We start from the raw sequence: 12,293 nt of genomic DNA, 5'->3' as shown, positions 1-12,293 counted from the left end.
GAAACGGCGAAGGAAGTTCGAGCGGCGTCCATTTTTTCTGTTCATCAAGGTGCTTTGTGGCTAATAAGAAGACTACAGTTTTCATCAACAACGGTGGCAATGCGGAGAAGGCGATCGCCCTGGACGGTGCGAAGCCGTTCAAGACGAAGGCTTTGCCGAACGTCAAGTATGTGTTCAAGGGCGAGGGCGAAGGCGCCCCTGAAGACGCCACGCTGACGCGCGTTGGTCGTGATCGCATTGGTGGTGGCGATATCGTGTCGCTTGCGGACGGCGAGTCGTCGGCAATTGCGTGGTCTGGTGATGCGGGCTCGGTGGGCTCGATGACTGAGGGTGGTCCTGCGATCTCGCCGTGGTGGTTGGGCGGTGGTTTGGCGTTGGTTGGTGGTGCAGCTGCAGCTATGGGCGGTGGGGGCAGCTCGTCGAGCTCGGTGGCGGTCCCTGTCAGCGATGCGCCACCGGCCGCAAAGGACCTGCTCAGCGATGGCGGCAAGGGTGTGCCCGACGTCCAGGCCGACCCGGTCGACAAAACCAGCGAGTCCTCGGATCCGTTCGAATTCAAGGTTGACACGACCAAGCCGGACGCGAGCGAATTCGCGATCCTCGCGGTTGAAGGCGATACGGGCGAATCGACGGACGATAACCACCCGACGATCAACGGCATCGGCACGCCAGGTGATACGGTCATCGTGGTGGTGCGTGACAGTCGGGGTGACCACGAAGTGGGCCGCACTACGGTCGACGAAAGCGGCAACTGGTCGCTCTCGGTGACGACGCCGCTGGCGTCGGGCAACAACGAATTCACCGCAATCGCGATGGACGCTGCGGGCGTCAAGACCGAGAGCGCCCCGTACGCTATGGTGATAGACGTCACGGAGTCGTCGGTGCCCGTGGTCGAGATCCCACTAGCGATCATCGCCGTGGTGGACGACCGTGGCGTCACGGGCAACATCGAACATGGTGGCACGACAGACGACGTGCGTCCTGAAATCCAGGGTACGGCCGAGGCTGGCAGCATCATCACGTTGTACGACCGGAACCATGGATTCCCCACGCAACTTCTCGGCAGCGTGCAGGCGGACATGGACGGCAAGTGGAGCTTCACGCCGACCGAGGCGCTCATGCCGCGCGCGCACAGCATCTTGGCCATGGGCACCAACCCGGCGGGCGAGCCCATCAGTACCGTGGGCACCTGGAACTTCGTGGTCGACGCGGTACCGGAACCGAAACCGATCAGCGATGTGCCCGTGATCGACAACGTTCTGGGCGATTGGAACTACATGCAGAAGGGCGATGTGACTGCCGATGCCACGCCGACCCTGATCGGCACGGCGCCAGCGGGCAGCATCGTGAAGATCTATGACGGCGCGAGCCTGCTGGGCAGCGTGCAGGCGAGTGCGAGCGGTCGGTGGATCTTCACGCCGACCGAGGCGCTGAAGGACGGCGCACACGACATCACGGCGACAGCCACCAACTCGGCGGGCCAGACCAGCGCTGCGACGGGCATCTGGAACTTCGTGGTCGATACCGCGACATCGGCACCGGAGCCGCAACCAGAACCAACACCTGAACCGGTACCTCAACCCGAGCCGGAACCGGTCAGCGAAGTGCCGGTGATCGAAAGCGCGTTGGACGACACGGGTTCATGGCATTACACGCAGAAGGGCGAGGTGATCACCGACGATAAGCCGACCTTCGGCGGCACGGCGCCAGCGGGCAGCATCGTGAAGATCTATGACGGCGCGACCCTGCTGGGCAGCGTGCAGGCGGATGCGGGCAATCGGTGGAGCTTCACGCCCAGCGATGCGCTCGAGGACGGTGCGCACGAAATCGCGGCGACGGCCACCAACTCGGCGGGCCAGACCAGCGCTGCGGCGGACAGCTGGAACTTCGTGGTCGACACCAAGGCACCGGACGCAGTCAGCGACTTGGTGGTGACGGACGATGTCGGTGCCACGACAGGCTTGCTGTTCAGCGGCGACACCACGGATGACAACACGCCGACCTTCGCGGGCAAGGCCGAGCCGGGCGGCAGGGTGTCGGTGTACGACAACGGCATCATCATCGGCGAAGTGATGACCGACGAAAACGGCGATTGGTCGTTTACGCCGGATCTCGCGCTGCTGGCGGACGGCGACCACGCCTTCTTCACGACGGCGACCGACGACTGGGGCAACGTCAGCGAGCCGAGCGAGGTGGTGAATGTGAAGATCGACACCCGGGATGTGCCCGTGGTGATCGACTACCTGTGGGACGACCAAGGTGCCCAGGGCCACATCGAGCGGAACGGCGTGACGGACGACGCGCGCCCTGAACTCCATGGCAGGGGCAAGGCCGGCAGCATCGTCACGGTGTACGACGGCGCGGACGTGCTGGGCACCACGCAAGTGAATGGCGATGGCACCTGGAGCTTCACGCCGGCTGCTGACCTGGACGCGGGTGACCACAGCATCACCGTGGTCGACAATGCGGGCCTCTCGGCGCCTTCACAGCCGTTCGAATTCGTGGTTGACACGACCACTCCAAGTGGGCCATTGAGGATCAGCGCCGTGGTGGACGACCAGGGTGCCCTCAAGTACGACGTCGCCAATGGCGGCGTGACGGACGACGTGTATCCTGAAATCCAGGGCACGGCACCGGCCCGCAGCATCATCAAGGTGTACGAGGGGAATGGATCCCCCGGGTCCCCCCCCCAACTTCTCGGCAGCGTGCAGGCGGACGGCGACGGCAAGTGGAGCTTCACGCCGACCGAGGCGCTCGAGCCCGGAGAACACCGCATCATGGCCATCCCCACCAACTCGGCGGGCGAGGCCATTGGTACGGGGGACGTCCGGAACTTCCTGATCGATCTCATCGAATCGGGATGGATCAACGATCCGGTGGTCAGCGACCTTGTGCTGACGGACTACGTCGGCGCCATTGCGGGCAAGGCCGAACCTGGCAGCAAGGTGCAGCCACCTCTACCAGTGATCCAAAAAGTTCGGGACGACCTGGGCATCCCTCGCGATCTGCAGACGGGCGAAACGACGGACGACGCCAGGCCGACCATCAGCGGCAGGGCGCCAGTAGGCACCATCGTCAGTATTTATGACGGCGACATCCTGCTGGGCAGCGTGCAGACGCGCCTGGATGCTTCGTGGACCTTCACGCCCGCTGACGCGCTCGAGGACGGCGCGCACAGCATCACGGTCACGGCCACCAACTCCCTGGGCCAGACCAGCGATGCGACGGGCAGTTGGGACTTCGTGGTCGATACCAAGGCCCCGGGCGCGGTCGGTGCCGCGCCAGTGATCGAGAGCGTTCTGGACGACGTGGGCGTGGCGCACTTCATGGAGAAGGGCGAGGTGACAGACGACGCCAGGCCAACCTTCATCGGTACAGCGGCGGGCGGCAGCATCGTCAAGATCTATGAGACGGCAGGTTTCATCCATCTCCTCGGCAGCGTGCAGGCGGATGCGGATGGCGATTGGAGCTTCACGCCCACCGACGCGCTCGCGAACGGCAGGCACAACTTTACGGTCATGGTCATCGACCCGGAGACCCAAGCCAACGAAGCGACGGACGTCTGGGATTTCGTGGTCGATACCAGGGCGCTGGACGCGGCCAGCGCAGCGGACGTTGGTGGCATCGACACGCTGGTGATGGACGCCAAGGACATGCACATCGATCTGTCGTCACTGGGCCTGCAGGGCATCGAGAAGTTCGATCTCGGTACCGGCGGCAACACGCTGGCGCTCGGCGCGAAGGACGTGCTGGCCAATGGCCAAACCGATCTGGCGCTGGCGGACGGTAAGACGCAGATGATGATCAATGGCGCCAATGGCGAGGTCGACCTGCTCGGCGGCAACAGCGGTCCGGACGGCTGGGCCAGCGGCGGTGCGACCCAGGTGGACGGTGTGACCTACAACGTCTACACGAACCTGGCCTGCACCAGCGAACTGCTGGTCGAGGACAAGGTCCACGTCATGTTCTTGTAAGCCTCTTGTTGGGTGTGGCGGCCGGTCGGCTGCTACGCCCGACAGGGCGGTCTGTTCAATCCGTCGCTTCAGCGGAAATGGTCGAACGATGCAAGGCGCTGCGTCACGGTAGTGCCTTGCGCGTCGACGATGCGCAGACCGGCTTCGGCTTCGATGCGGCCAATCCGCGTGACCGGCGTGTTCGTCGTGCGGCCCGCCTGCTCCACGGCACCGCGCGCCGACTCGGGAGCCGTGAAGGCCAGTTCGTAGTCGTCGCCGCCTGCCAGCGTGCAGGCGCGTCGGGCATCCTGGTCCAGCGTCGCTGCTGCGCCTTGCGCGTGTGCTGCCAGCGCAAGCCGATCGGCAGCCGCGTCGGCGTCGAGCCGTGCTCCGACACCGCTCGCGCGCAGCACATGCCCCAGGTCGCCCACCAGCCCATCACTGATATCGACCGCTGCCGACGCAATGCCGCGCAGCGCCAGCCCCAGCGCGACGCGCGGCGTGGGCTGCTCCATGCGTGCGCGCGCCCGATCGAATAGCTCCGCGGGCAGCGCAAGCGTGCCGCGAAACACTTCTAGCGCCAGACGTGCATCGCCGAGCGTGCCGCTGACCCAGACGTCGTCGCCGGCCTTGGCGCCCGAGCGAAGCAAGGCCGCGCCGGCCGGCACTTCGCCAAAGACCGTGATGCAGATATTGAGCGGCCCGCGCGTGGTGTCGCCTCCAACCAGTTCGCAGCCATGCGCATCGGCCAGTGCGAACAGGCCGCGCGAGAAGCCCTCGAGCCAGCCTTCGTCAATCGTGGGCAGCGAGAGCGCCAGCGTGAACGCCAGAGGCTTGGCGCCACACGCCGCGAGGTCGCTGAGGTTGACTGCCAGCGCCTTGTGCCCGAGCTTTGCAGGATCGACCGTGGACAGAAAGTGCCGCCCCTCGACCAGCATGTCTGACGACACCGCGAGCTGCATCCCCGGCGCAGGCGCAAGCAAAGCGCAGTCATCGCCCACGCCCAGCGGCGAGCGTTTGGCGGGCCGCGTGAAGTAGCGCGCAATCAGGTCGAATTCGCCGGCGACGCTCATGGTGTCTTCACACCTCCGAACTGCGGAAGCGCAGCGCGGCCTGCCTCACGACTTCGGCCAGCAGGCGCTCCTTGCCCTGCTTCTCGCGCAGCCAGCGCGCGTCGTTGCGATTGGCCTCGACGCTGGTGCGCAATTCGCCGAGTGCCTCCGTGGCATTGAGTGCCTCGCTGTGCCATTCGAGCTGCGTCATCGTCATCAGGATGTGGTCGCGCAGCGGCATGTGCTCGCCACTCGCAGGGTCGACATACACGGCGTCGAGGCCGAAGCGACAGGCCTGGAAGCGGTTGTACGTGTAGACCAGGTAGTCGTCCTCCGTCGGCGTGAAGGGCTGCTCCTGCAGGAACCAGGCCGCGAGCGACTGCACGTAGCCGGCCAGCGCGGCTGCGCGCTCCACGGTGAGCGGCGTGTCGAACACGCGGATCTCGATAGTTCCGAACTCGGGCTTTGGCCGGATGTCCCAGTAGAAGTCCTTCATGCTGCGGACCACGCCCGTGCGGGTCATGCGCATGAAGTAGTTCTCGAACTCCTTCCACGACAAGGTGAAAGGCGCGCGTCCCGACAGCGGGAAAGCAAACACCGAGTTGAGCCGCGCCGAGTCGAACTGCGTGTCCTGACCCTGGACGAAGGGTGACGAGGCCGAGAGCGCAATGAAGTGCGGGATGTAGCGCGACATGCGGTGCAGCATCAGCAACGCCGCGTCCGCGTCGGGGCAGCCGATGTGCACGTGCTGCCCGAAGATGGTGAACTGCTTCGACAGGTAGCCATAGAGCTCCGACAGCTCCCGGAAACGCGGCTTGTCGTAGATGCGCCGCTCGTGCCACTGCTGGAAGGCATGTGTGCCGCCGCCGACCACCGCGATGTTGAGCTTGTCGGCGTTCTTCACCAGCGCGTCGCGGATCGGCGTGAGCTGCGCGATGACGTCCTGCGCCGAATGGCACACGTCGGTCGAGATCTCGATCATGCTCGACGTCATCTCGGGCACCACGGAGCCGGGCAGGGGCGTCTGCGCCATCAGCCGCAGCATGTCCTCGGCATAGGGCGCGAGGTCGTAGTCGTGGGTGTTGACAAGTTGCAGTTCGAGCTCGACGCCGAGCGAGAGCGCGACGGACTTGTTGAAGCGCTCCAGCGGCACGATGCGGCTCGCCGGCGTCGAGGGCGAGCCGTCGGCTTGCAGGTCAGGCGGGCGTGTGCTCATGTTGACCCCCACTCTCGGCACTTCGTGTCCTCGCTGCCCCCCAAGGGGGTGCGAGCTTGCTTGGGGCGGCCCGGCGCTGTGCTCATCTTTGCGTGTCCTCCACGGAACCAAATGCCTCGGGCAGCCACGGCTTGGAACTCTCGCCGGCGGCATGGATGGCGACGGTGGCGATCACCGCGCCGAGCACTTCCATCAGCAGGATGGCCGGCAGCGCGATCTGCGTGATCATCGCACCCAACAGCGGCGATGCGCTGACGAAGGCGGAGGTGATCAGCATCGCGATCGACGACAGCGGCGACATCGCGCAGCCGACCCAGAAAGCCTGCTTCCAGCTCGCGCCGCTCCCCGGATTGGCGATGGCGACGCCTGCGACCTTGGTGACGGCGCGCACGCCGATCATTGTCAGCACCACGCTGGCCACCGGCAGGCTCCAGTCGGCCTGCGCGGCCACGATGGAAACGAGCACGAACATCAGCATCGTCAGCAGCGAGGCGGCAGTGCCAAGCTGGCGCGGCCAGGTCCAGGGCTTGGGGTTGAGCGCCTTGAGCAGCACGCCCCCGATCAGCGCTGCGAGCGGTGCCGACCCACCGAAGTGCGCCGCGAGCGCCGCGCCCGCCGCAATGATCGCCAGCAACAGGATGGAGGTGTTCTCGCTGGTGGGACTCATCACGCGCAATGCCGAACGCAGCGACAGCGCCATCAACGCGCCGACCACGAAAGACATGCCCAGCACCACGCCCACCGGATACAACTTCTCGAACAGGCCCTGCGGCGCGCGCTCGATCAGCCCGGCCTGCGCGTAGCCTAGCGCCAGCGCATAGAAAGTGTTGAGTGTCGCGAGCGTCATCGCACGTTCGGTCACCGGACCCGAGGCGCGCGTGTCGATCACGACGCGGCTCAACACCGCGGGAGACGCGACGATCGCCATCAGCGCGATCGGATTGGCCACCGGATCGGGAATCCCCAGCCAATGCAACGCCCAGAACACGCCGAAATAGGTCAACGTGGATTCGAGCAGGCTTTGCACCAGCACCATCGGGTTGTGGCGGAACCAGCGCAGCGGCAGCCGTCCGCCCGCCTCGAAGAGCACGATCGCCACGCCCAGTTCGAGCAGGAAAAGGCTGATGCCCTGCAAGGGCCAGATCGCACCCTCGAAGCCGGCGAAGCCCACCACGGTGCCGACCAGCGAATAGCCGATCACCTTGGGCAGCCCCATGTAGCGCCGCGCCAGGTGGCCGGCGGCAGCGGCGGCGGCCAGCAACAGCGACCACAGCACGGTCGGCAATCCGGCCGAGGGTCGTACCCACTCGGCCCAGAAGCCCAGCAGATCATTGGAAAAGAAAGACGTCATCAATCAGCAGAATTCGAACAAATAAGGGCCTGCCGAAACTTCCAGAGCGCGCAAGGCGTTCATGGCTCCGGGAGAAAAGGCGGACTCAGTGCAGCACGCGCGAGGAGGGCATGCCTCCCGCATCGGCTTCCAGGACGAACATGGGAACCGGCACGTCGAAGCGCTCGCCCTGTTCGGTCACGATGAAGAAGCTCCCGTGCATGGTACCGCTCGGCGCCTTGAGGCGGCAGCCGCTGGTGTAGCGGAAGGATTCGCCGGGGGCGATCAGGGGCTGTTGCCCGATCACGCCGAGGCCCTTGACTTCCTGCGTCTGCCCGGCGCCATCGTTGATGAACCAGTGCCGGGCGATCAGTTGCGCCGCCACCTTGCTGTGGTTGGTGACTGTGACTGCGTAAGCAAAGGTATAGACGCGGTCTTCGGGGAAAGACTGGTCAGGCAGGAATCGAGGCTCGACCTGCACGGTCATCGGGATGCTGGTCATCGGCGGGATGGTAGTCCATTCCTCCTGCGACAATTCAGCCCCATGAGCAGCCCATTCCGCATTGCCCCCTCCATCCTTTCGGCCGACTTCGCGCGCCTTGGCGCCGAAGTGAGCGACGTGATCGCGGCCGGCGCCGACTGGATCCACTTCGACGTCATGGACAACCATTACGTGCCGAACCTGACATTCGGTCCCATGGTCTGCCAGGCGCTCAAGCCGCACGCGCAGAAGCCCGATGGCACGCCCGTGCCCATCGACGTGCACCTGATGATCCAGCCGGTCGACGCGCTGGCGGCCGCCTTTGCGCAGGCGGGCGCCGACTTCATCAGCTTTCACCCCGACGCGTCGCCGCACATGCACCGCAGCATCCAGGCCATCAAGGCCGCGGGCTGCAAGGCGGGGCTGGTCTTCAACCCCGGGCTGGGGCTCGAAGCGCTCGACTGGGCGATCGACGAGATCGACCTCATCCTCATCATGAGCGTGAACCCGGGATTCGGCGGCCAGAGCTTCATCGATTCGGCGCTGCGCAAGATCGAACTCGCGCGCAAGCGCATCGACGACACCGGACGCGACATCCGGCTCGAAGTCGATGGCGGCATCAAGGTCGACAACATCGCGCGAGTGGCCAGCGCGGGCGCCGACACCTTCGTGGCCGGCAGCGCGATCTTCAATGCCCCGGATTACGCAAGCGTCGTGACCGCGATGCGCGAGCAACTCGACGCCTCGCTCAAGGCTTGACCTTGTCGTTGTAGACCCGGTCGGCCTCCGGGCCGCGGTCGGTGTCGACCACGCCGCGCTCGACGTCGTCGAAGGCCTGCTTGCCCACGCGCGGGGCGCCGCCGCCCTGGCTCTCCTGGCTGTCCGAAGACTGGTCGTGCTCGTGCGGAAGACGGGGGGCGGCCTCGCCGCCCTGCTCAACCTTCGTCTTGCCGCCGCCGGCGTCCTTCAGCGGGTCATTCTTCGCAGGATCTGGGGTCTTCCGGGTGGCCATGGCTTGCTCCTGTTTCATGCACCATGTTGTCGCACGGCATGGCGGCAAACACGGTAGGACCGGCCTACGCCCCGTTGTAGGATGGCCGGCGAGATGACAGCCCCCCGCACCGAGCCCACCCCCAACGACACCCTTCGCATCCATGGTTTCTCGGCTCTCCAGCCCGGACCGCGATTGATCGTGCTGGGCGGGGTCCATGGGGACGAGACCTGCGGCACTGTGGGCATCGAACGCGTGGTCGCCGAACTGGATTCGGGGGCGCTGTCATTGCTGCGCGGGCAACTCACGATGGTGCCGGTGGCGAATCCGCTCGCGCGGCGCTTGCTGCGGCGCGAGGGGGAGCGGAATCTCAACAGGCTTTTTCGGCCGACGCAGGCGGGGGAGGCGCCGGCGGACTACGAAGCGCGCATCACCGATCTGCTGTGCCCGTTGCTCGATCGGCATGAGGTGCTGCTCGACCTGCACTCGTTTCAGAGTGCGGGTGATGCTTTCGCGATGATCGGGCCGCGGGACAACACGGGGACCCTTGAACCGTTTTCGCGTGCGTTCGAGGAAGGGCAGCTTGCACTGCATCTCGGGACTTCGCGCGTGGTTGAAGGTTGGCTCGATATCTATGCGGCGGGGCTTGCGCAGCGCGCCGGTGGTCGGCCGGCCGACGATGCGGAACTGGCCTTTGGGTGGGGCACCAACGAATACATGCGCAGTCGGGGCGGGTACGGGGTCACGCTCGAATGTGGGCAGCACGAGGATCCGGCCGCGCCCGGCGTGGCCTATGCGGCCATTCTTTCTGCGCTGCGCCTGCTGGGCATGATCGCGCCTGATCCCCATGCGCCGCCGCCATCGACGCCATCCCTGCTGCGCCTGGTCAGCGTGACCGACCGACAGCACGAGGAAGACCAGTTCGTGCGAGAGTGGGCGACCTTCGATCCGATCGCGCAGGGCGAGCCCATCGGCGTGCGCGAGGACGGGAGCGTGCTGCATGCGGAGCGCGATGGGTTCATCGTGTTTCCGAATGCCGAAGCGCTTCCGGGGACCGAGTGGTTTTACTTCGCGGTGGCCAGTGATCGGGATTTGACGCGGTCGATGCGTTGATACGGACGCCTGCGATCAAAATTCGCAGCCTCATGCCTTGCGCGCGCGCCGCGTCGGCCGCTTTGCGACCGGGGGCGCCTTGGGCGCAACCGGCGGTCGCCTCGCCGGCGCCTTCTTTCTCGCGGCCGCCGACGTGATGTGCAGGATGCCAAGTTCGGCCAGTGTCACGCGCAGTGCACTGCGCACCGCCTCGTTCACGGCCAGGAAGTAGACGCGCTCTACACAGGTGATGGCCGCCCGCGAGCGCAAGTAGGCAACCGCCGCGCCGATTTGCTGTCGCGCGCTGTGCATCATGTCGGCGCGGGCCGTGCCCGCGCCCAGCAGCGGGAAGAGGATGGATACCTTTGGCGGTGTGACCCTGCCGAGGTCCGGGGACGGCGCGGCTTTCGCCTGGAGGTCGACGGCGTCCGGAACCACCGCCTCGACCCAGCCCCGTGCCTCCAGGTCGGCACGCGCCAGCGCGTTGGTGATGCATTTCTCCACCGAGGCGATGCTGTGGTAGCCGGTGCCGACCACGCCGTAGACCGATGCGGCGTGGAAGATGCGCTTCACTTTGTGCGTCAGGGTGAGCGTCCCGGCGCCGGTCGACACCAACTCGCCGGGGTTGACGAGTTGCCGGCGACCCATCTTCTCTTTCAGTTCGTTGGCGATGGTGTCCTCGACCACCGTGCCGGTGTCGTCGCGGCGTGCACCGAGGTAGCGGATCAGGCCCGATATCGACGGGTCGTGCGGCCGCGCCATCTGCATGTTGATGTTCTCGGAGCTCACCCAGATATCGATCGGCCGGTCGACCAGCGCGGCGCCGAGATTCACATCACGCAGGTTGCCGCAGACGATGCCGATCCGCTTGCCCTCGGCACGTGGCACCTCGAAATCCTGCACGCTGCTCTCGGTGATGACCTTGGCATCGCGGCCCGCCTTCAGTCCCGGCAGCATGGCGTAGACGAGGCTGTCCCTGGCGCCCGACAACAGCCCGTTGGCAACGAAGTTCGCGATGCCTTCGCGGGCCTGCTCTGCGCTCGGTTCGTCGAGGTCGTACTCGATCGTCGTCATGCCGCCGATGTTGAACGGATTGCTTGTGCCCTTGCGGCGGATCAGGACGGTCACGCGGTCGCGCAGGGCGTGGCGCACGCCGAGCTCGTAGTAGACGTTGGGGTTGGCTGTCGTGATGTCGACAACCGCGATATCGGCGTCGGCGATGTACGCGATCATGCGCTCGTGAATCAGGCCGGCACGTTCGATTTTGTCGGAGCGCTCGCAACGGATGAACAGATCGCGCTCGGCCAGTCTGTCGATGGCGCGCTGGATGATTTCCTTGTAGACCCAGTCGAAGTCGACGCGGTCCTGGCGCTTCGGGTCGTGCTTCTCGTGAAAAGGCATGATCACGAAGCAGCTGCGAACGTCACTGTCGAAAGTCATCGGCGTTCCTCTTTTGCCAGGAGCCACTGCAAGCCGATGATGGTCTTGGCGTCGATCCAGCGACCGTCGCGAAGCGCGGCACGGGCCTGGTCGATCGTCATGCGCACGATGCGGATGTCTTCGTGTTCGGAAGCCAGACCGCCACCGGCAGAGACCCGGCCGCTGTCGCTGACTTCAACGTGGTACAGCCAGATGCGTTCGGATGAACCGCCCGGCGACAGAAAGAAAGTGGCGATCTTTTCGACCGACTCGGCCCGAAAACCGAACTCCTCTTCGAGCTCGCGGTGCAGCGCCTGTTCGGGCGATTCACCGTGGTCGATCATGCCGGCCATCACTTCGACGAGCCACCCCCCGGCCTTGTCGAGCGCGGGTGCACGCAGTTGCTCGGCGAACAGCAACTTGCCCGACTCGCGGTGCAACACAGTGGCGGCCACAGAATCACCGCGCTCGAAAACCAGCCGGCGCAACGGGGGCGCCAGCATGCCCTTGTCGTCTTCCACGCCGAGCATCAGCTCGTCGACCTTGAAGAAGTCGTCAAGCAGGCGTCGTCGGCTTTGCACGGCCACTCGTCTCATGACACGCCCCTATCGCGGCCAAGTCGCCGCGCTCAAACATACTAACAGCGAGGCTTCGAATCGATCCAGTTGCCCCCGAGGTCTGACATCGACGCATGCGATCAGGCGAATTCGTTCGCGTTGCATGACCTGCGGCGATGGGGAAATATGCGCGTCCCTGAAA

The 12,293-nt window shown here is 65.5% G+C and carries 10 protein-coding genes; 3 read left to right on the top strand and 7 right to left on the bottom strand.

From position 1 onward, the window contains the following. Window positions 1-56 precede the first annotated feature (56 nt). Window positions 57-3,974, top strand: coding sequence for an Ig-like domain-containing protein (locus AC1D3B_RS18660; RefSeq protein WP_478192147.1), 3,918 nt, complete (start codon window positions 57-59; stop codon window positions 3,972-3,974). A gap of 68 nt (window positions 3,975-4,042) precedes the next feature. Here the strand turns inward: AC1D3B_RS18660 and thiL are convergent, their stop codons facing one another. The 4 genes from thiL to apaG form a co-directional block, all read right to left on the bottom strand. After that, window positions 4,043-5,026: a thiamine-phosphate kinase gene (gene thiL / locus AC1D3B_RS18655; protein ID WP_478192146.1), complete on the bottom strand. Its 984-nt coding sequence runs from the start codon at window positions 5,024-5,026 to the stop codon at window positions 4,043-4,045. Window positions 5,027-5,033: 7 nt separating this feature from the next. Further along, entirely contained in the window at window positions 5,034-6,158 is a 1,125-nt protein-coding gene (locus AC1D3B_RS18650) for a YbdK family carboxylate-amine ligase (protein WP_435519452.1), read from the bottom strand. Window positions 6,159-6,303: 145 nt separating this feature from the next. Next, window positions 6,304-7,572, bottom strand: coding sequence for a cation:proton antiporter (locus AC1D3B_RS18645; protein WP_478192145.1), 1,269 nt, complete (start codon window positions 7,570-7,572; stop codon window positions 6,304-6,306). 85 nt (window positions 7,573-7,657) lie between these two features. After that, window positions 7,658-8,053: a Co2+/Mg2+ efflux protein ApaG gene (apaG, locus tag AC1D3B_RS18640; protein ID WP_478192144.1), complete on the bottom strand. Its 396-nt coding sequence runs from the start codon at window positions 8,051-8,053 to the stop codon at window positions 7,658-7,660. Window positions 8,054-8,095: 42 nt separating this feature from the next. Between apaG and rpe the strand changes: the two genes are divergently transcribed. Beyond that, window positions 8,096-8,791 (top strand): ribulose-phosphate 3-epimerase, encoded by a 696-nt coding sequence (gene rpe, locus AC1D3B_RS18635; protein WP_478192143.1) that lies wholly within the window; start codon window positions 8,096-8,098, stop codon window positions 8,789-8,791. On the opposite strand, the gene AC1D3B_RS18630 is transcribed toward rpe, so the two are convergent. Then, window positions 8,781-9,044 carry a hypothetical protein gene (locus AC1D3B_RS18630; protein WP_478192142.1) on the bottom strand — a complete coding sequence of 88 codons (264 nt, stop codon included), beginning with the start codon at window positions 9,042-9,044 and terminating at the stop codon, window positions 8,781-8,783. The genes rpe and AC1D3B_RS18630 overlap by 11 nt on opposite strands. 93 nt (window positions 9,045-9,137) lie before the next feature. Here AC1D3B_RS18630 and AC1D3B_RS18625 point away from each other — a divergent pair, with 93 nt between their 5' ends. Then, a complete protein-coding gene (locus AC1D3B_RS18625) occupies window positions 9,138-10,136 on the top strand; it encodes a M14 family metallopeptidase (protein ID WP_478192141.1) in 999 nt (332 codons plus the stop codon). 30 nt (window positions 10,137-10,166) lie between these two features. Here AC1D3B_RS18625 and AC1D3B_RS18620 read toward each other — a convergent pair whose 3' ends face one another. Together AC1D3B_RS18620 and AC1D3B_RS18615 are read right to left on the bottom strand one after the other, a co-directional pair. Continuing rightward, window positions 10,167-11,555, bottom strand: a complete 1,389-nt coding sequence (locus AC1D3B_RS18620; protein WP_478192140.1) for a hypothetical protein — start codon at window positions 11,553-11,555, stop codon at window positions 10,167-10,169. After that, window positions 11,552-12,115 (bottom strand): NUDIX domain-containing protein, encoded by a 564-nt coding sequence (locus tag AC1D3B_RS18615; protein WP_478192139.1) that lies wholly within the window; start codon window positions 12,113-12,115, stop codon window positions 11,552-11,554. Before AC1D3B_RS18615 ends, AC1D3B_RS18620 begins: the two co-directional genes overlap by 4 nt. Window positions 12,116-12,293 lie beyond the last annotated feature (178 nt).

The organism is Variovorax sp. P5_A3 (assembly GCF_056400665.1).
The sequence above is the reverse complement of the archived record's forward strand: the minus strand, read 5'-3'. Positions and strand labels throughout refer to the sequence as shown.

What these genes read in the sequence shown, in the direction of transcription:
- thiL (WP_478192146.1), bottom strand. Translation starts at nt 5,026, where the DNA reads ATGAGCGTCGCCGGCGAATTCGACCTGATTGCGCGCTACTTCACGCGG.
- AC1D3B_RS18645 (WP_478192145.1), bottom strand. Translation starts at nt 7,572, where the DNA reads ATGACGTCTTTCTTTTCCAATGATCTGCTGGGCTTCTGGGCCGAGTGG.
- apaG (WP_478192144.1), bottom strand. Translation starts at nt 8,053, where the DNA reads ATGACCAGCATCCCGATGACCGTGCAGGTCGAGCCTCGATTCCTGCCT.
- rpe (WP_478192143.1), top strand. Translation starts at nt 8,096, where the DNA reads ATGAGCAGCCCATTCCGCATTGCCCCCTCCATCCTTTCGGCCGACTTC.
- AC1D3B_RS18630 (WP_478192142.1), bottom strand. Translation starts at nt 9,044, where the DNA reads ATGGCCACCCGGAAGACCCCAGATCCTGCGAAGAATGACCCGCTGAAG.
- AC1D3B_RS18625 (WP_478192141.1), top strand. Translation starts at nt 9,138, where the DNA reads ATGACAGCCCCCCGCACCGAGCCCACCCCCAACGACACCCTTCGCATC.
- AC1D3B_RS18620 (WP_478192140.1), bottom strand. Translation starts at nt 11,555, where the DNA reads ATGACTTTCGACAGTGACGTTCGCAGCTGCTTCGTGATCATGCCTTTT.